This window comes from Thiohalocapsa halophila (assembly GCF_016583825.1).
In the GTDB taxonomy this organism is placed as follows: Bacteria; Pseudomonadota; Gammaproteobacteria; order Chromatiales; family Chromatiaceae; genus Thiohalocapsa; species Thiohalocapsa halophila.
In genome coordinates this window covers 69,944-89,300 of record NZ_NRRV01000017.1, presented here as the reverse complement: position 1 = coordinate 89,300, position 19,357 = coordinate 69,944, and the positions used below count along the sequence as shown (strand labels likewise).

15 protein-coding genes and 2 tRNA genes are annotated in these 19,357 nt (G+C 66.2%); all 17 read right to left on the bottom strand.

Translation table 11 applies throughout. From position 1 onward, the window contains the following. On the bottom strand, positions 1 to 151 hold a 151-nt coding region (locus tag CKO31_RS09385), incomplete at its 3' end, for a 1-deoxy-D-xylulose-5-phosphate synthase N-terminal domain-containing protein (RefSeq protein WP_200236266.1). A 166-nt stretch (positions 152 to 317) separates the two neighbouring features. After that, complete coding sequence (locus tag CKO31_RS09380; protein ID WP_242475260.1) at positions 318 to 1,208, bottom strand: glutaminyl-peptide cyclotransferase; 891 nt, start codon at positions 1,206 to 1,208, stop codon at positions 318 to 320. A gap of 133 nt (positions 1,209 to 1,341) precedes the next feature. After that, positions 1,342 to 3,426: a UvrD-helicase domain-containing protein gene (locus tag CKO31_RS09375; protein WP_200236242.1), complete on the bottom strand. Its 2,085-nt coding sequence runs from the start codon at positions 3,424 to 3,426 to the stop codon at positions 1,342 to 1,344. Between the two features lie 83 nt (positions 3,427 to 3,509). After that, on the bottom strand, positions 3,510 to 3,890 hold the full coding sequence (locus CKO31_RS09370; RefSeq protein WP_200236239.1) for a GxxExxY protein: 381 nt from the start codon (positions 3,888 to 3,890) through the stop codon (positions 3,510 to 3,512). A gap of 103 nt (positions 3,891 to 3,993) precedes the next feature. Next, positions 3,994 to 4,404 carry a toxin-antitoxin system HicB family antitoxin gene (locus tag CKO31_RS09365; protein WP_200236236.1) on the bottom strand — a complete coding sequence of 137 codons (411 nt, stop codon included), beginning with the start codon at positions 4,402 to 4,404 and terminating at the stop codon, positions 3,994 to 3,996. Continuing rightward, positions 4,401 to 4,694 carry a type II toxin-antitoxin system HicA family toxin gene (locus CKO31_RS09360; protein WP_200236234.1) on the bottom strand — a complete coding sequence of 98 codons (294 nt, stop codon included), beginning with the start codon at positions 4,692 to 4,694 and terminating at the stop codon, positions 4,401 to 4,403. The genes CKO31_RS09365 and CKO31_RS09360 overlap by 4 nt, the downstream gene beginning before the upstream one ends. 183 nt (positions 4,695 to 4,877) lie before the next feature. Next, complete coding sequence (locus tag CKO31_RS09355; RefSeq protein WP_200236231.1) at positions 4,878 to 8,057, bottom strand: site-specific DNA-methyltransferase; 3,180 nt, start codon at positions 8,055 to 8,057, stop codon at positions 4,878 to 4,880. Positions 8,058 to 8,094: 37 nt separating this feature from the next. Further along, complete coding sequence (locus tag CKO31_RS09350; RefSeq protein ID WP_200236228.1) at positions 8,095 to 8,532, bottom strand: PIN domain-containing protein; 438 nt, start codon at positions 8,530 to 8,532, stop codon at positions 8,095 to 8,097. Next, entirely contained in the window at positions 8,522 to 8,743 is a 222-nt protein-coding gene (locus CKO31_RS09345; RefSeq protein WP_200236226.1) for a hypothetical protein, read from the bottom strand. Before CKO31_RS09345 ends, CKO31_RS09350 begins: the two co-directional genes overlap by 11 nt. A 61-nt stretch (positions 8,744 to 8,804) precedes the next feature. Continuing rightward, the gene (locus tag CKO31_RS09340) at positions 8,805 to 11,876 is read right to left on the bottom strand and encodes a BPTD_3080 family restriction endonuclease (RefSeq protein WP_200236223.1); all 3,072 of its coding nucleotides are present in this window, start codon (positions 11,874 to 11,876) and stop codon (positions 8,805 to 8,807) included. Positions 11,877 to 12,176: 300 nt separating this feature from the next. Continuing rightward, positions 12,177 to 12,252, bottom strand: a tRNA-Phe gene (locus tag CKO31_RS09335). Positions 12,253 to 12,445: 193 nt separating this feature from the next. Further along, entirely contained in the window at positions 12,446 to 12,700 is a 255-nt protein-coding gene (locus CKO31_RS09330; protein ID WP_200236220.1) for a hypothetical protein, read from the bottom strand. Positions 12,701 to 13,037: 337 nt separating this feature from the next. Continuing rightward, positions 13,038 to 14,108: a homoserine O-succinyltransferase MetA gene (metA, locus tag CKO31_RS09325; protein WP_200236217.1), complete on the bottom strand. Its 1,071-nt coding sequence runs from the start codon at positions 14,106 to 14,108 to the stop codon at positions 13,038 to 13,040. A 9-nt stretch (positions 14,109 to 14,117) separates the two neighbouring features. After that, entirely contained in the window at positions 14,118 to 14,978 is an 861-nt protein-coding gene (locus CKO31_RS09320; protein WP_242475265.1) for an ATPase, read from the bottom strand. Between the two features lie 92 nt (positions 14,979 to 15,070). After that, positions 15,071 to 15,146: transfer RNA gene (locus CKO31_RS09315), tRNA-Ile, on the bottom strand. A gap of 158 nt (positions 15,147 to 15,304) precedes the next feature. After that, complete coding sequence (rpoD, locus tag CKO31_RS09310) at positions 15,305 to 17,137, bottom strand: RNA polymerase sigma factor RpoD (RefSeq protein WP_200236214.1); 1,833 nt, start codon at positions 17,135 to 17,137, stop codon at positions 15,305 to 15,307. A gap of 377 nt (positions 17,138 to 17,514) precedes the next feature. Beyond that, positions 17,515 to 19,224 carry a DNA primase gene (gene dnaG / locus CKO31_RS09305; protein WP_200236211.1) on the bottom strand — a complete coding sequence of 570 codons (1,710 nt, stop codon included), beginning with the start codon at positions 19,222 to 19,224 and terminating at the stop codon, positions 17,515 to 17,517. Positions 19,225 to 19,357: the final 133 nt, after the last annotated feature.

Genomic DNA, 19,357 nt, shown 5'->3' with positions numbered 1-19,357 from the left:
CGCCGGTGCGCGAGACGCTGTCGATCAGATACGCCCGCAGCTCCGCGGCCAGCTGCTTGAGCTGGTCCGCCTCCAGCCGGCGCAGGTCCGCTGGCGTGTCGATGGTGGCGAGGAGGGGGTAGGCGTCCGCATCGGCCTGCGGTCCGGGCATCGAGGCAGAGTCGAGCATCGTTGTTCCGGCGGCTTGGGGCTAAACGCCGGGATTCTAGCGGAAGCGGCGGTGCCCGCGTCAGGGATTCGCCCAAGCCCGCACGGGTCAGCACCGGCGACACACTCGCACCGGAGCCACAAGCCGCGGCCCGGGCGCCGACGGATCGTCAGTCGACGCTGCCCTCCGGTACCGGCAACAGGCCGGGGACGGCGATCCAGTACAGGCGCGGCCAGTGCTTGCCGGTGACCAGCAGCCGCCGACGCTCGGCGTCGAACGCGATACCGTTTAGCACCGCCTCAGCGTGCGGGCGCTCTCGCTGCGGCCAGAGCCCGGTCAAATCCACATAGCCCAGCACCCGACCGTCCGCCGGGTCGATGCGGACCAGTCGGTCCTGGTGCCAGATGTTCGCCCAGATCTCATGATGGACGGGCGCCGCCTGCTGCCCGGCCTCGGCCCGGCGCACCGGCACCAGCTCCAGCTCGTTCAAGCGGCGCACCGGCCGAGCATTGGCACGCACCCGCACACGGCGGACTTCGGCACCCGTTTCCGGGTCCAGGAAGCGCAGCGAGGCGCTGCCGTCGCTGACGATCCAGTGCTCGCCGTCGTGGGTCAGCCCCCAGCCCTCGCCGGGCAGGGTCAGCTCGTCCAGCGGCGCGAAGGTGGCGCGGTCGTAGCGCAGCACGCGCCCGGCGCGCCAGGTCAGCTGCACGAGGGTATCGCCCCAAGCCGTGAGTCCTTCACCGAAGAGCGCGTCGTCCAGCTGGCGCTGCTGGACCACCCGGCCGGTTTCGAGCTCCACCCGGCGCAGGCTGGAGCGCCCATAGCCGCCGGTAGACTCATACAGCGCGCCGTCCGTCCAGATCAGACCCTGCGTGAACGCGTACGGATCATGCGGCCAGCTGGCGACGATGCGGAACCCGTGAACGGGGAGGCGCTCTTCCGCGGCGGCCGTGCCCGCCACGCCGATCGTCAAGACCAGCAGCAGCCAACCGCCAAGTCCAAGCGGAAAAGTGCCGCCCAGGCGCATCAAGACCGCAGGACGTGACGGATGGGCCATGTTGCAGGTCCGCAGCCGCTGTCGCACAGGCCGGAGCATCGGGACAGCCGCGCAGCGAAAAACCAATCTTCGCTCTCCCCGACCGGACTCGCGGCAGTCAGGCCAGGCAACGGAGAGTTTTGTTCCATAGCGCTCAGTGTTCTGCCGCAAAGTCGTCCAGAAACTCGGACGGCACATCGCCACTGGTCACCAGCAGGTGGTCCCGTGCACGGGTACAGGCGACGTAGAGCAGGTGCCGCTCGGTGGCGTAGGCTTCGTCGAGATCGGCCTCATCGGCGATTGCCTCGATGCGCGACTGGAGTGGGATAATCTCGTCGTCGCAAGCCATCACCGCCACGGCCCGGAACTCCAGGCCCTTGGCCAGGTGCATCGTCGCCACGGCGATTTGGCCGGGCGGTAGATGCAGCCGCTCATCGAGCAGGGCGGCATCCAGTCCCGCTGTTGCCACCGCCGCCACCGCCCGCTCAAGCGCGTCGGCGGAGCGGACGAATACAGCCACTTCGTTGGGGTTGAGCCCATCCGCTGTACGCAGGCGCAGCCATTCAGCCACCGCCGTTTCCTCAGCGGCGTGGTCGTCAAAGCTTCCTACCTGGGGCGCTGGGCCATTGAACACCGAGACGGTACCGCCGCGGTCCTCGACGTTGCCGTCCACGTCTGCAACCCGCGCGCCCAGCAGCCGGTCGGCATGCGCTCGGATCTGGTGCGAGGTCCGGTAGTTGACCTTCAACGTCCGCGACCGCCCGCGCACATCCACGCCCAGTGCCTTCCACGAGAACGGCTGCCGGAAGATCCGCTGGCCCAGGTCGCCCGCGAAGAAGAGCCCGTTCCGCCGGCTGCCGGCCAGCGCCGCCAGCAGCCGCAGCTGCGACACGTCCACGTCCTGCGCCTCGTCGACGATGACATGATCGTAGACCGGTTGCGCGTCGTCGGCGAGCCGCTCGGCGACGCGCGTGAACAGCGCCGCCCGCGTGCTCACGCCGCGGTCGGTGAGCGCCGTCCTGACCTGCTCGAAGATGCGCCACAGCACTTCCCGGCGACGCTCCGGCAGCCGCGTCTTGCGCCCGAGTCGGCGCACGTCCCGGTACGCGGGCCAGTCGGGGAGCTGCCAGGCGTCCACCACATCCGCCCATTCCCCGATCAGGAAGCGCAGGTCCTCGCTGGTGCTCGCCGCTTCTGCGGCGTCCATCAGCAATGCGGCAAGCACGTCGTCGCTGACCAGCTTGGGCTCGCCGATGCGGGCGCGGTACAGGCGCTCGCCCACGGCATCCAGCGCCGCCACGTCGATGCGCTCGGCCAGCCGCGGGGCGTTGTGTACCAGGCGGCCGAGCTTGATGCGCAGCGCCGCGGCCAGCGGCTCCGAGAAGGTGGTGAGGAGCACCCGCGCGTTGGGATTCGACCGCGCCAGGTGCACGGCGCGGTGCAGCGCGACGATGGTCTTGCCAGTGCCGGCGGAGCCGGCGACGCGCGCGGCGCCGTTGAAGTCCTGCTCCACGATCCGCCGCTGGCCGGGGTGCAGAAACACCGACCACTTCTCCCAGGGGAACTCCAGCGCCCGCGCCAGGGCCTCCACGTCCTCCATGACCCGGAAACGGCGCTGGGCGTCCGGGTGCGCAAAGGCGTCGGCGGTCCCGCCCACATGCGCCGGCTGCGGCTGCCCGCCGGTGGCGAGCTCCAGCAGCGCCTCCGCGGCCTCCTGCGGCAGGTGGTCGGCGAGTGCCAGCAGCCCGTCCTCGTCCGCGGCGCGCACGTCAGCGAGCCATTCCGGCGGCACGCCGTAGCCGAGCAGCGCGTCGTCGTCGAGCCCGGCGAACAGCCGTTGACCGCCAGCTGGTGTCGCCGGCCGTGGCTCGGGCGCTTCGACGTAGACGGGAACACGGATCTCCTCCACCGTCTCACGGATCTCCACCAACTGCGCGGCGCCGGTGTTGGGATGCGTTGCAAGCCGGCGGCGCTCCGCCCAGGCGTAGGCGGCGTCGTGGTGGTCCACGTAGCACAGCAGCAGGCTGTCGTCCGTGCGGTGGACGATGAGCCGAATGTCCCGGCTGACACGCACCGACCAAAAGCGCTTGTCCTTGGCGCGGTCCAGCTTGTGGAAGCTGAAGGACGGATTGGCCGGGTTCAGGTGCAGGTCGAAGGCGGTGGTCTTGACCGCCTTCTGTTCCTCGCCGGTGAGTTTCGCGAGGCTGTCGGTGAAGGTGTCGGCGATGCGGAAGTGCATTGGCTTGAGCAGATGATCACCACGAAGGCACGAAGGCGAGCAGATCGACGGCGCCGCGGCCCGAGGCGCTCTTGTCCGATACCCTAGCCGTTTAGAATCCGACGGATACCATGTTTCAGCACAGGTACGTTGAAATTCAGCAACAAGCCGTAGCGGAGACCAGCCAACTTCAGGTAGGTCAGCAGTTCCGCATCGTGAATTGGCTCCAGGCGTGCAACCGCCTTCAGCTCGACGACAACGCTTTGCTCGACCAGCAAATCGATCCGGTACCCAGCATCTAACCTGCGACCCTTATAGCAAACCGGCAAGGCCAGCTGTCGCTGAACCGCGACTCCGCGGCTTTCCAGTTCAGCCGCCAAGCAGATCTCATACGCGGACTCCAATAAGCCAGGCCCGAGATGACGATGGACATCGATCGCCGCACCAATGATCTCGCCCGTCCAATCGTCTGGGATAAGCGCCATTCCTGTTCCAGTCACCGCGGACCGTCGCGAAGAAGGTGGCTTCTACGCGACCTTACCTGACTTCGTGTGCTTCGTGTCTTCGTGGTGAAACTACACTGACCCCTTAGGCCGCGTCATCGGACACCAAGGCAGAGGCCGACTCGATCCGCATCCCGCTCCCCGCCGCAAACCCCGAGTAGTACGTCAGCACCCCGACCAGGTGCGCGTTGAGGCTCACGCCCTCGTCGTCTGCCGCGACCGCAAGCGCCCGATGCAGGCTCCGCGGAATGCGCAGCGTCACGCGGCCGCTGAACTCGTCCGCAGGCACCTGTGCCGGCGGAAGGGGGCGCCCCTGCTCGGCAAAGGCCGCCGCCGCCGTCTCGATGGTATCCACTGCCAGCTCGTAAGCCTCCTGGTAGGTCTCGGCGTACTCGGCGACGTCCGGCAGCTCCTTGACGCGCGCCTCGAACAGCGCTTCACCGTCGAACACGCCGCGGCGGACACTGATGTTGTAGGCGTGCGGATCGATCTTCATTGCAGTGCTCTCAAATACTCGGCCAACTCCGGCTCGTACCGCCGAAGTGTTGCCGCAACCTTGCGGACGTAGACAGGCTTAATCTCTGGATTCTTGCCATGCCCGCAGGTAAATGCCTGTGACGTAAAGCTTGGGACGCCCGGGTGGGTCATGACCTTGTGGCCGGGCTTCGATCCAGCGCGAACGTCGAAACCCAGGCTTTTCAGGATGCGCACCAGAGTGCTGCATCGCAGGCTCGTCACAGCCTGTTCCAGCTCTTCCCGTGCGGCGCGGACGGCCTCAGCAGACATCGGCCTGTGACACCACAGGTGGTGTCGTGAAAGTATAGTGCAAGAAAGCCAGCGGCATTGTCACGTACTTTTCTTCTCCTCATGATCACATGCTCCGGGCTGCGCGCTGTCCACGGCAGGCCGCCGGATCGCCCTTCAGATTCCGCCGGCGCCCCGGGCCAGAGGTGCTTGGGGCGCCGGCGCTCAGACCCGAAACACCTTCATCACCTCGTCGCCAAGGTGGTTGATGACCTTGACGGCAATGCGCCCGGAGGCGGGCTTGGGGAAGGGGCGGGAGGTGTCGCTGTGGAGGCTGGCCCAGGCGTCCTCGTCGATCTCGGCGCGCAGCGTGGTCTTGAGCGCCTTGTAGGGGTCGTTGGCGCCGAGGAAGTAGGCGTGGCGGACGAAGAAGCTCTCCTCGTTGTAGTCCGTGTCGATGAACCAGCAGGCGATGCCGTCGGGGCCGTCGGAGCGGACCTCGCCGCTCTGCGGGTGGAACACATCCACGCCGTTGATCTTGACCTGCACCTGACCATCGTCCAGAGGCCAGATGTCGATGTCCGGCTCGCCGAAGATCACGAACAGGTTGCCCTTGCCGGTGTCCGCCAGCTCCGTGGCCATATGCAGGTCCGCGTTCATGCGCGCCTTCAGGATCGGCACGCGACCGAGCTTGGTCAGGTCGGCGCTGTGGGCGTCGAAGCTGAAGGCGCAGGCGATGAGCACATCGAAACCGGCGTCCGCCGCCTCGCGGGCCGCCTGCACCAGGTCCGGCCGGGAGACGGTGCCGAACTCCGGGCCGACAAAGATCGCCGCCCTTCGTTCCCCTTTTTCACCACGAAGACACGAAGGACACGAAGACATGTCAACCGCGTCTTCTTCGTGCTCTTCGTGCCTTCGTGGTGAGTCTTCTGCTGCGGCGTCGGAGAAGCGCCCCTCGGCGCAGATCAGGTCGCCGGGCCAGGGCGTCAGCGACGTAAAGCTGATGCGGTCCTCCTTGTGCGCCTGCTGCACGCCGGCGGCGCGCAGGCTCTCCAGGATCATGCCGACGAAGTCGCGCTCCTCGTAGTCGGCCTTGTCGTCCTCGACGCCGATCAGCTCGTCGTCCTCGTCCACGCCCAGCACCCGGTGCGGCGACAGGCTCTCCACCGTGAAGGGGCCGGCGACGCGGACGGTCTTTTTGTCCTCAAAGGGCTTGTCGTAGAGGTACTCGAAGTCCGCCTTGGCCGCGATGCTGGCGTCGATCTCGCGCTGGCGGGCGATGCGGGCCTGCCAGAAGTCCTTGAGCGCCTCGGTCACTGTTTCACCACGAAGGCACGAAGAACACGAAGTGCCTTTCGCTGCTTCTGCTTCGTGCTCGTCGTGTCTTCGTGGTGCATCCTCTTCCGCCGCGACCGACTCACTCAGCCAGTCTGCGGGGGCCTCCCGCGGCACCTCCCAGTCCATCAGCGCGTAGGCAGGCACGACCTCGCCGCTCGGCATGGTGAAGGTCGCATCATCCGCCGCGTCGAACACCACCGGCTTGCCGGCGCGCCCGCCGGTGGCGGGCTCGAACGGCGTCTTGTGGCCCCGCAGCGCGGCGTTGAGCCGGTCCAGCGTCCCCTGCACCCGCGGCTGCCACTGCTCCCAGATCACATCGATCTCGGCGTTGTTGGCGATGGCCTTGAGCGTGATGTGCGGCACCCGCTGGTAGACGAAGCCCTGGCGGATGTCGCCATGGGTGGGCGCCGTCGAGGGCTCGGTGCGGGTCACTTCCGCCTCCTTGCGCTGACCGGCCTTGGAGTCCGCCAGCAGATAGTAGGGATAGCGCGCCCCCATGATCCGCGCCCGCGCTAACGCCAGCGCCACCCGGCTGGTGTCGATGGTGATCCAGCGCCGGCCCCATTGCTCGGCGACATAGGCGGTAGTGCCGGAGCCGCAGGTGGGGTCGAGGACCAGGTCGCCGGGGTCGGTGGTCATCACGATGCACCGTTCAATTAATCTTGGATTCGTCTGGACAACGAAGACGGGGAATTTTTCGCCATGAAACTCTGTCCAGATATTCGAGATCGTGGCGTGCGCCCAGTCTCGAAAGAACACTACGCCCCCAAGAGACTTTCCGCCACCATCGAAGATCCGTTCCGCTTTTTCGAGACGCTTCATATCCGCCTCCGGATCGTAGGTCCAATGTCTATTGGCCCCGCATTCGAAGAACTTGCCGCGGAATGGGAAAGCCGAACTTCTATCGGAGCGGTCCTGACTTACCAGCGGATAGTTCACCCTAGCCCACTGCTCGCCCTGCAGAAGGCGATCCCCGATTTCTTCTGCACTGAGCCCGCGAATCCTCGTATGCTTTCCGGACATCGAAACAAGCGTATTAAACTTGGAGTCATCTTCTGGATCGCGCCTTTCCTTGTAGAGTTGCCGTACTTTCAGTTCATCACGATTCTTGGCATACCAGAGAAGATAATCGTTGACTGGATCCGTTGCCGTGGTCGCACTCTTTTTTTTGACAACCAGCGTGACTACGGCGTTATGCTCCCCAAAAATCTCATCTATAACCGCCTTAACCCGATACAGATTCTCATCCCCAATCTGCACAAACACCGACCCGGACTCGGTCAGCAGGTCCCGCGCGACGGTCAGCCGGTCGCGCAGATAGGTAAGGTAGGAATGGATGCCGTCGCGCCAGGTGTCGCGAAACGCCTTCACCTGCTCCGGCTCGCGGGTGATGTGCTCCGTCTTGCCGTCCTTCACATCGCGGCTGGTGGTGGACCACTGGAAGTTGGAGTTGAATTTGATGCCGTAGGGCGGGTCGATGTAGATGCACTGCACCTTGCCCCGCAGCCCCTCGCGCTCGGCCAATGACGCCATCACCTGGAGGCTGTCGCCGAGGATCATGCGGTTGGTCCAGTTGGCGTCGTGCCGGTAGAACTCGGTCTTGTCCGCGCCCTCCGGGATGCCGTTGAAGTCCGCAAACAGGTCCAACTGCTCCGGAGATGCATTCTCACCACGAAGGCACGAAGGCCACGAAGTCCCTTCGTTTTCCTCCTGCTTCGTGCCCTTCGTGCCTTCGTGGTGAATCCTCTTCTCGCGCTCACGGAGCAGATCGTCGATCAGCACCTTGGGGTGGATCTTCTCCTGGATGAACAGCGGCGGCGCCTGCACCACCAGGTCGGACCAGTCCTGCCGGTCCTTGCCGCGCCAGACCAGCTGCGGGTCCAGGTCCGCATCCCGCGCGGCCTTCTCGTCCTCCAGCCCGGCGCCGCCACGGGCATAGCGCACCTCCTTCGGCGCGCGGTCCTCCTCCGCCATCACCGGCTGGTACTCGGCGGTGGGGATGTTGCGCCGCCTGGCTTCGTTGTGGGTCAGCGCCTCGATCTGCTTCTTGTCGGTGCTCTTCGCCATGGTGGTCCTTGGGATTCGGCAGCGGCGGCCGCGGGCCTCAATGGGCGCCGGCCGGAAGGAAGGGGTTGATGATGGTGAGGCCGTCGATGACGTGGCCGTGCTGGAGGTCTTCGCTGAACAGGGTGGCGCAGCCCATGGCCTGCGCGGCCGCGATGATCAGGCTGTCGTAGAAGCCGTAGCCATAGCGCGCCTGGAGCTCAATGCCGCGGTGATAGAGCCGCTCGCTCGGCATGACGCGCCAGAGCGGCATCAGAACGGTGTCGAGATAGCGCCGGGTGGTGTCGGCGTCGAGCGGGACCCTGGCCTTGCGCAGGCCGACGTTCAAGCATTCCTGCACCACCTGGAAGCTGATGCAGGCGTTGCCGGTCTCGAGGGCGGAGCGGACGAGGCGCTCGGCGACCCGGTGCTTGGCCGGGTCGGCGTCGTCCAAGTGGTAGACGAGGATGTTGGTGTCCAGGAAGGCCTCAACGCTCATTCATCTCGTCTCGGCTGAGCTTGCGCCCGACACGCACCTTGCCGCGAAGGTCCTGCATGAGCCGGTCGTAGTCTGCCAGGCGCTCATGCTTGCGCGCGTACTCGCTGAGCCAGATGCGGAACTGGTCGTTGAGGGTGGTGTGCTCGGCCTTGGCCCGTGCACGGGCCGCCTCGATGCACTGCTCGTCGGCGCTGAAGGTGATGTTCTTCATGGTCGGGCCTGGGATTTCGGCGAAAGCGACACGAGTATAGTGCACACGATTCTCGTGTGGCCTATTGCTCAGCCGCGATCACGCCCGCGAGCGCCGCGTCGAAGTGCTCGCGCACCTTCTCTTCCAGCCCCTCCTCCATCTCCCAGACATCCGTCATCTCGGCGAAGGCCCAGCGGCCGAAGCCGCCGTGGTTGTTGACGCCCGGAATCCAGTAGGTCTCCAGGGTGTCCTTCTTGGCCTTGGCATCCTCGCCGCGGTAGCCCTTGACCTCGATGACGAGGTGCAGCAGGTCGTCTTCCTCCTTGGGTGCGCCATCCGGGCCGTCGTCGATGAGCACGATGAAGTCCGGCAGGTAGCGGCGGGTATCGCTGCCCATACGGTACGGCACCTCAAAGCCGAGGTTGTGGTTCTTGACGTAGGCACGGACCTTAGGGTGGCTCTCCAGCACCCGACACAGCTCGCCCTCCCAGCCGCTGTCGAGCATGGCCCAGTTGATGTGGCAGCGCGCGGGGTCGGTCTCCCAGCGGTCTTCCTTGGAGGTAGCAAAGTTGACGTGGATGGTGGAGCCCTCGGGGTTGTAGGGGTCCAGCACGGGCTTGACCGGGCGGCGGTCAATCTCCGCGCGGGTAATCGCGGCCGTGATGCGCTGGCAGGCCATGTCGGCCAGCTCCTGATACATCAGCAGCGCCGGGAAGGTACCGCCCTTGCAGTCCAGGTAGCCATCCAGCCACTGGCGGGTAATGCGCTTGAGCTGGCCGAAGAGCTGGAGCTGCGGCGGCTCGCCGGGGTCGCGCCACTTGGTCAGGATCAGGTGCTTGGTCAAGTGCATCAGCAGCGTGGAGCGTCGCACCTGATCCAGATGGTCGAGGTCGAGGTCCACTACCTCACCGATGATGCCGGACATCCGCGTCTTGGACGGCCCGACCAATGCCGGGGTCAGTTCCAGACGCGAGTCGTCGGTGAAGTTGGCCTCCAGGCGTTGGCTGGGCAGCTCGACCCGGTAGCCGGCGACGCGCGGGAAGCAGATCTCCAGATGGTCGCGCTCCGGGCGCATGGCCTTGACCTGGATGGTCTTGCGCGGCGGCTGGGGCGGTGCGACTGTGGGTTTGGCCGTGAAGTCGAACGGGATGCCGAGCACGTCTGCGTACTCGACATTGAACAGCCCTTGCTCGTTCAGCTCGTAGGACTGGCGCCGCAACGCCCTGCCTACCACCTGCTCGCACAGCAGCTGGGTGCCGAAGGCCCGCACGCCGAGCACGTGGGTCACGGTGTTGGCATCCCAGCCCTCGGTGAGCATGGACACGGACACCACGCAGCGGATGGAGCCGCCGAGCCGACCGGGCTTGCCGACGGTGTTCATGACCTCCCTAAGCAGATCCTGGTCGGTGAGCTTGTCGGCCTCGGCGCGGTTGCCGGTGCGCTCGATGATCTCGCGGCGGAAGCGCTCGACTTCGTCCGTGGCGGCGTCGTGGAAGGTCTTGTCTAGACCCTCGCCGGACTCGAGCTGCTCGCTGTCGATCAACAGCGTACGCGGGCGCGCGAGGGCATTGCCGTGCTCGTCGAAGTTGCGGAACAGCGGCAGGCGGCCATGCTCGAAGCTGACGGCTCCGTCTTCCTGCCGGCGCTCGAAGCCGGCGATGTAGTCATAGACCAGCTTGGACGTGGAGGTGTTGTTGCAGACGACGATGAAGCAGGGCGGCACGTCTACGCTTGCCTGCTGCCAGAGGTCGAAGGTCTGCTCGTAATGACCATAGAGCGCCTCGAGCGCCGTCTGCAGCTCGACGGGGAGGCTCAGCGGGTCCAGCTGTTTCGCCTTGCCGCGGCCCTTCTTCGGCATCCGGGAGCGGATGTGCTCCCAGAGGTTGCGAAATTTGGGCATCTCGCCTTCGGGCAGGTTGTCCGTCACCGGTACCCGCGGCAGTTTGACGATGCCGCACTCGATGGCGTCCATTAGCGAGAAGTCGCTCATGGTCCAGGGGAAGAGCGTGCCCTCGGCGTAGCCGGACCCGCGGAGGAAGAAGGGCGTGGCAGAAAGGTCGATGACCCGCGCCAGGCCGAGCTTGCGCTGCACCGCTTCCAGGCCGCTGATCCACAACCGCGCGGCCTCGATGTTCTTCTGGGCCTCCTTCTTGTCATCGCCCTTGAGCGTTTGCTCGTCGCTATCCTCCGGTGGCTTCTCCCGGTAGCAGTGGTGGGCTTCGTCGTTCAAGACCAGCACACCCTTCAGGCCCATCAGCTCAGGGCAAACCCGCTGGAGCATCTGGCCTTCGGTCTCCAGGGTCTCCAGCGACGGGCCGCGACCTTGCAGCAGCGCACGGTTACCCTTGGCGATCTCCAGACGCTCGCGGCGCTTGAAGGCGTGGTAGTTGGTGATGACGATCTTGGCGCGCGCAAGCTCCGGCATCAGGTCCGTCGGCACCAGCTCGCGGCTGGCGTAGTAGCTGTCCAAGTCGTTCGGCAGCAGGACGCGAAGCCGGTCCTTGATGGTCAGTCCAGGCGCGACAATCAGAAATCCGCGGCTGAAGCGCTTGCTCTGCGGCCGACGCACGGCGTTGATGGTCTGCCAGGCGATGATCATCGCCATGACCGTGGTCTTGCCGGCACCGGTGGCGAGCTTTAGCGCGAGTCGCGCGAGGCCGGGATTGGCCTCCGTGTTGGCATTGTCGAGGTGGTCCAGGTAGCGCTGACCGACCTTGCCGATCTGCGGGGCGACCTCGGTGAGCCAGATAGCCGTCTCAACGGCCTCCACCTGACAGAAGAAGGGGCGGATGCCGCTGAATGGATAGTGCCGCCAGTGCCTAAGCAGCTGGGCGGTCTCCGGCGTGACCCGCCACTGATGTTCAGGCAGCAGGCGCCAGCGGTCCACATGCTCACGCACGCCGTTGATGATGGCGGTGTGGGCGTAGCGCTGATCCTCATCCGACAGGCCCACCCCCTCGTCCAAGCCCAGGTCTTGTTGCTGCGGCTGGCCCTTGCGCTTCTTCGGCTTGGGGATCGGCGTGATGAACTCCGCCGGCCGCCTTGCCTCCATGATCTTCTGGGTCGGCTGGCCCTGCTTGTCCAGCTCCCAGTGGCGGCTCGGATACTCGTAGGGCGAGTTGAGTACCGGCTGCTCGAAGAACGGGTTGTCCAAGCTCCCTCCCGTGCGTCGCGCCTAGGCTGGCCATAGCCGCGCGAACCGTGCGCCGCCAGCCACCAATGTCAGGTGGCCGAGTTGTGCACGAAAGCGGGACTAGGTGCAACCCTTAGTGACTGATGGATGTCGCGGCGGCGCTCGCGCGCAGGGCCTTCAAAGCGCTCCGCAGCGAGCAAGAGCCGGATACGGACACACTAAAGGAAGCCTGCGAGGGGGGAGAAGGGTGACACGCTGGGTGGACGGAGGCGAGACGGGGGGATAGAGCGACGTAGGGCGCGAGCGTCAGGCTCTGAAAAATGGTGCCCAGGGACAGAATCGAACTGCCGACACGGGGATTTTCAATCCCCTGCTCTACCAACTGAGCTACCTGGGCAGGTGGGGTTGCGGGGGTGTGGGCCCCGCGAAGCCCGGCATTAAAGCGCAGCAGGCGCTTGCGGTCAAGGAGCGGCGGCGACTTGTCCGCGCGATGGGAAGCAGCAAGAGGCACGGCGAAAAGCAGCGACAGACACCCAGCCGCTGGGACTCGGCCCTGCCGCTTGCTCGCGCGGCGTGCGCCGCGCGCGACGCTACTGAATGTTTTCCGGCAGCCAGGCGGCGATGCGGGTGCGCTCGCGTGCGACGTCGATGTCGCAGTAGCGGTTGAGGACGCCCAGTGCTTCGTCGAGGTCATGGCAGCCGTAGTCGTCGACGACGACGTGATTGCTCCAATCCTCGACGAAGTAGTGGTGCTCCCCGCCGCCGATGGCGCAACGGATGCGGTAACCGGACCCCGTCCAGGCGTCCCATTTGTAGCGGATGACGTTTTCTTGCTCGTCGAACATCGTTCTTGTACTCGTGCTGGCTCAGTCGGTGCGGGGCTAGCCCTTGATCTGCGGGTGGATTTCGGGTTTTCCCGGAGGTCCAAACGGCGCATGTGGCTCACACACCACATACCGTCTGTTGTCTGAAGTGTAGGCGCGGACCGTCACAATGACAAGTTGAAGAGCAATATCAGTCTTCGCTTCTGTGATGACGGTTTCGTAAGGACTTTATTAGATACCGAACTAGCCCCGCCCACAACAGCGTCCAATACAACAGGTGTTTCCTATAAGGCACACATTGGTAGAAAACGAACATGCCGATTGCAGCTAGCGACCTAAACAGGAGCGTTTTGGGGCCTCAGCGCCGGAGCCCCAGCGGGTCGTCCGGGTCCACGCCGGGCATGAAGGGGATGCGGCGGTCGTTGTTGGTGACGCGGTAGATCAGGCCCATCCAGTTACCGATCACGCCTTCCGCCGTGTCCCGCCAGGTGTTGTCCAGGGTTGCCGCGATGCGGTCCTCGGGCAGCTCCGGTGGCCGGCGGCCCCGATCGAGCTCATGCTCCAGCATATGGCGGTACTCCTCCAGCACCGCCGCGCTCTTGCGGCTGAAGATGTTCTCCGGGAAGGGCGGATAGTCCGGGCGCGCGCCGGCGGCGAAGCGGTTGACTTCGCGCTTGTACTCCTTGAGCAGCGAGACGGTGTCGTACTCGGGGTGCCCCTGGAACATCACCAGTCGGAGCCCGTCACCGCTGACGGCCAGATGCACGCCGGCGGTCTCGCTCTCCGCCAGGACGCGGGCGCCGGCGGCATCGAATTGCTCGCGGCTGACCTCGTTGAACCGGGAATGCGGCACATCGAACAGGGTGTTGACGCTGGTCACCAGCGGGTGGGTGCGATCCACCACCCGGTGCGCATAGACGCCCCAGCGCTTGAAGCCGAGGGGCCCCCGTGGCTGGCCATAGCGGAACTGCATCACCGCATGGGTGGCGAGGCAGGAGCAGAGCGTCGAGGTGACGGACTCACAGGCCCAGTCCACCACCTCCATCAGCGGCCGCCAAAAGGGCTCCTGGGCGATATCCGACCCGGCGACATTGGCCCCGGTGATGATCAGCGCGTCCAGACCCTGCTCGCGCACCTGGCCAAAGGGCTCGTACCAGCGCTCGATGTGCGCCTGCGCCTGCGGCGAGCGCGGCAGCTCGTCCAGCGTGAAGGGGTGTACGTAGAACTGTGCGATCTGGTTGCTCTGGCCCACCAGCCGGAAGAACTGACGCTCAGTGGCGGCCAGGGCCGCATCCGGCATCATGTTGAGCAGGCCGATGTGCAGCTCGCGGATGTCCTGCGCGATGGCGCGATCCGACGGCAGGATGTTCTGGCCTTCGCCGCGCAGGCGCTCGAAGGCCGGCAGGTCGTTGTGGGCGACGATGGGCAAGGGCTTGGCTCAGTCGGTGTCTTCTGGCTCGGGTGCCGGCGGCGTTGCGCCGGTGGATGCCGGATAACCGGTGACCTCCCCCGCCGCCGCCTTGCGGGCGATGGCCGTCTCGATCAGGGCGAGGAAGTCCTGTTCGTCGCGGACGGCGGCCACCTCCGTGGATTCCACGACATAGCCATGCGGGCGCGCGATGGACTCGTAGCGCGGCACTCGAGAGTGGAATAGCCGGGGGAAGACCCAGCGCGTGAAATCGTCCGGATCGATGTCGGCGACATAGGTCAGCTCGCGCTCGGCGAGATAGTCCTTCACCGCAGACTTGAGGAATGCCGGGCGGAAATACAGCGGCTTAGGGTCGGCCTGGGCCCGGCGGATCAGCTTGATCTCGTCCTGCTGCGGCACGCGGATGTAGAGGATCAGCGTGTGGCGGGCCAGCAGGTCGATAACCGACGGCTCCTCCAGCTCGCAGAGGCTGCCGCCGACATCGTTGACGAAGTGGCGGTAGCCGTAAATCCGCCGCGCCTTGTCGATGAAGGCGGGCACGTCCCGCATGGCCTGGATCTCGGCCTCGCGATACATGGCCTGGCGGCGGCTGAACTCCTGCAGCGACAGGCCGTTCTTGTCCGGGTCCCCAAGCTGGCCGACGAAGCTCAGCACCGGGCCCAGGTCATCCACCTGGATCTTGTTCTGGATGGCGATCCAGTCGCGGCGCAGCAGGTCGCGCAGGAAGGGCACCTCCATGGCCTTGGACTTGATCAGGTCCAGGATGGGCTCGTCAAGATACCGGGTACCGATCCGGTAGTCCCCGGAGTAGTGGAACCAATCACTGCGGCGCAGCAGCGCGGACAAGTAGGTCTTGCCGACCCCTGACATGCCGAGCAGCGTGACGCTGCGGTTCTGCCAGTTGCGAAATCCGTCGATATCGAAGTGCACGGCTTGGGCGATCGTTTACAGCCGGAGAGAATTGGTGGGCCGTGTAGGATTCGAACCTACGACCAAGGGATTATGAGTCCCCTGCTCTAACCGCTGAGCTAACGGCCCCGACGCGGGGAAGATCGAATAAACGGCCGGCGCGACGGCGGCAGCGGCCGGCGGCATGCGCTGAAGCAACCCTCATCCACACTAGGCACCCACAAATGGCCGCCCACGCTGGGGGGCGTGCGCCAGCCCGCCACGCATCTGACGCGGCACGAGCCGCGTCAGTCGCTGTCGAGGAAGCCCCGCAGCTTCTCGGAGCGGGTGGGGTGGCGGAGCTTGCGCAGGGCCTTGGCCTCGATCTGGCGGATGCGCTCGCGGGTGACGTCGAACTGCTTGCCGACCTCTTCCAGGGTGTGGTCGGTGTTCATGTCGATGCCGAAACGCATGCGCAGCACCTTGGCCTCGCGGCTGGTGAGGCTCGCCAGCATGTTCTGCGTCGCTTCGCGAAGACCCGCGGCGGTGGCGGAGTCCAGCGGGGAGATGACGCCCGCGTCCTCGATGAAGTCGCCCAGGTGGCTGTCCTCGTCGTCGCCGATGGGCGTCTCCATGGAGATGGGCTCCTTGGCGATCTTGAGCACCTTGCGAACCTTCTCTTCCGGCATCTCCATGCGCTCGGCAAGCTCTTCCGGCGTGGCCTCCCGGCCCATCTCCTGGATCATCTGCCGCGAGATGCGGTTCAGCTTGTTGATGGTCTCGATCATGTGCACCGGGATGCGGATGGTGCGCGCCTGGTCCGCGATGGAGCGGGTGATGGCTTGGCGAATCCACCAAGTGGCATAAGTGGAGAACTTGTAGCCGCGGCGGTATTCGAACTTGTCCACCGCCTTCATCAGGCCGATGTTGCCTTCTTGGATCAGGTCCAGGAACTGCAGTCCGCGGTTTGTGTACTTCTTGGCAATGGAGATCACCAGGCGCAGGTTGGCCTCGACCATCTCCTTCTTGGCGCGGCGGGCCTTGGCCTCGCCGATGGACATCTTGCGGTTGATCTCCTTGATCTCGCCGATGGTAAGGACGTTCTCGCGCTCCAGGTCCTGAAGACGGCGCTGGGCGCGGCGTACGTCGCTCTCCACCTCGGCGAGGCGCTGCGACCACGCATGACCGGCGTCGATCTGCTCGCGGATCCAGTCCGGGTTGGTTTCGTTGTCCGGGAAGGTGTCGATGAAGGCCTTGCGCGGCATCTGGGCGTGGTCCACGCACAGGCCCATGATGCTGCGCTCCTGGCTGCGCACGCGCTCGATGCTCTCGCGCAGCACTTCGACCAGCTCGTTGAACACATTGGCCACGAGCTTGAACTGCATGAAGTCCTCTGACACCTTCGCCATGGCCGCGCGGGAGGCGTCGTGGTCGCGGCCGTGCTCGCGCAGCAGGCCCACGAACTCATCGAAGTGGGCGCGCAGCGATGCGACGCGGCGGGAGACTTCCTCCGGATCCGGACCCGTGTCGACGGCCTCCGCGGAGTCGTCGTCATCGTCGGCCTCGTCCTCGGCGTTGTCCGCCTGGGCCTCGGCTGCCGCACCCTTTTGCACCGGCTCGGCGGTCTCGTCGTCGATGAAGCCCGAGATGACGTCGGAGAGCCGGCGCTCCTCGCGCTCCACTTGGTCGAACATGCTGAGCAGCAGCTCGACGGCGCGCGGATAGGTGGACAGGGCCGCCAGCACCTGATTCAGGCCGTCCTCGATGCGCTTGGCGATGCGCAGCTCCCCTTCACGGGTCAGCAGCTCCACGGTGCCCATCTCGCGCATGTACATGCGCACCGGATCCGTGGTGCGGCCGAACTCGCTGTCCACGGACGCCAGCGCCGCAGCAGCAGCCTCCGCGGCCTCGTCGTCGGCGACGGCCGAATCGTTACTGAGCGCATCGATCTCCGCGGGCGCGCTTTCGTGCACCATGATCCCCATATCGTTGATCATGCGCACGATGTCTTCGATCTGCTCGGGCTCGATGATGCCGTCCGGCAGGTGGTCGTTGACCTCGGTATAGGTCAGGAACCCCTGCTCTTTGCCCTTGGCGATCAACTGCTTGAGTTGCGAGGCCTGCTGCTGCTCTTGGTCCATACGGATACCTGTTAGACGGTTGAACCGGGCGGGCGCCGTCGGCGCGCGAGCCGACGACGCGCTCAGCGCTGACCCTGACACGCCAGCGTCGCCACGGGCGAAGGACGCAATGCCCGTGCGGCCATGGCCCTTTCGTTGGCGGACTGTATGCGCCGGCTACCCATGAAGTGTAGATGCCGGAGATAAACTCTCCAACATAGCAGATTTGCGCTTTTTTCGGTATCCCAAGGCCCCAGGGGTCACGGCCCTAAGCCCCCCTAGACGCGCCGCGGAGCGCGCGAGCATCGGAGCGCTAGCACCAGAGCTGCCAGCACCAGGGACGCTTTCGGTGCGCCGGGCCAGCGCGCGGGCCCCGAGACCCTGCCCGGCGCTGCATCTCATTCGGCGGCACCGCCGTCATCAGCATCCGCGTTGCGGGCCCGCCAGCGGCGCTCGATCTCGGCGGCCCGGCGTTGCGCAGCGACCTCCTGGTTCAGCCGGCCGATGATGCCGATCAGCTCCGCCCCGCGGCCGTCCTCCGGGATCAACGCGATGAGGCCCGCATCCGAGAGCTTGCGGACCGCGTGCTCGTCTTCGGTGCCGCGCCAACGCTCAGCGAGGCCGGCGGTGGTGATGCTCGGGTAGGCACTAGCGATGTCCACCATCTCCGCCAGCAGCCGGATGCCGGGGCGGCTCAGCTCGCGCCAATCGGCCGGCTGCTCCGCCACCAGCGCGGCGCGCTCCGGCGCGTCCAGCAGCAGCGCGATGGCCCGCCGCAGCGGCGTCATTGCCGCCGTGCGCGGCTGCGCCCGGGCTGGCGTCCGCGGTCGCGGCGCGGCCCTGCGGGGGCCTGCGGGCCGACCCGTGCGCCGGGCGAGCTCCGCTGCCAGCTGCTCGCGGTAGCTGCCGGCCGGCATGGTGCCGAGCAGACCCTGCACCTCGTCGGTGAGGCCCGCACGCCCCTCGGGCGTGGCGCTGCTGTGACGGCCCGCGGCGTGCTCGAACAGAAACACCGACAGCAGCTTAGCCTCGGCGAGCCGCGCCTCGAAGGCGTCCTTGCCCTCCTTGCGCACCAGGGTGTCCGGGTCCTCGCCCTCGGGCAGGAACAAAAAGCGCATGGGCTGCTGACCTGTGGCCAGCGGCAGCGCCGTCTTGAGCGCCTTCCAGGCCGCTGCGCGCCCGGCGTTGTCGCCGTCGAAGCAGAACACCAGCTCCGGGGCCCCGCGCAGCAAGCGCTTGATGTGCTCCGGCGTGGCGGCGGTGCCGAGCGCCGCCACGGCGTAATCGATCCCGAACTGGGCCAGGGCGATGACGTCCATGTAGCCCTCCACCAGCAGTAGCCGCGGCGGGCGGCGCAGCGCCTGCTGGCTCTCGTAGAGTCCGTAGAGCTCGCGCCCCTTAACGAAGACCGGCGTCTCCGGGGAGTTGAGGTACTTCGGCTCGCCGTCGTCGAGCACCCGGCCGCCGAAGCCGACCACGCGCCCGCGCCGGTCGCGAATCGGGAACATGACCCGGCCGCGGAAGCGGTCATAGCGCCGGCCGTCGCGCTCCGACAGTAGGCCGGTCGTGAGCAGGCGCTCGCGCTGCTCGGCGGTCTTGCCGAGGCCCTCAAGCAGGAAGCCCCAGCCGGATGGCGCCAGTCCCAGCCCGTAGCGCGTCACGACCTCGCCGCTCAAGCCCCGGCGCTTCAGGTAAGCGACGGCGGCCTCGCGCTCGGGGTGCTCGCGCAGGGCGCGCTGGTAGTGCTCGGCGGCCCGGGCGAGGAGCTCGTACAGCGGCTTGGGGTCCGGCCCCTGCGGTGCGCCATCGGCCTCCGGCAGGGGCATGCCGGCGCGCTGGGCCAGCTCTTCGACAGCCTCCGGGAAGCTCAGCCGATCAAATTCGACCAAAAAATCGATAGCGTTACCGTGCGCCCCGCAGCCAAAACAGTGATAGAACTGCTTGCCTGGGCTCACCGTGAAAGACGGTGTTTTTTCGTTATGGAAGGGACAACAGGCCGCGAATTCAGCGCCGGTCTTTTTCAACGGCACACGCAGACCGACCACCTCGACAATATCGGTACGATCGAGCAGCTGGGCTTTGAATTCGGGCGTGATGCGGCCGACCATCCAACACCTCGGGCGCTCGCCCGGTGCAGCACGGACTGGATCGCCGGCAGCCGTCGCCTGAAGGCCGCGTCACGGCGACGAAGCAGCGGTAACGGGCAGTCCGGCAGAGGGATTCCGGCCGCGAGGTACCGCC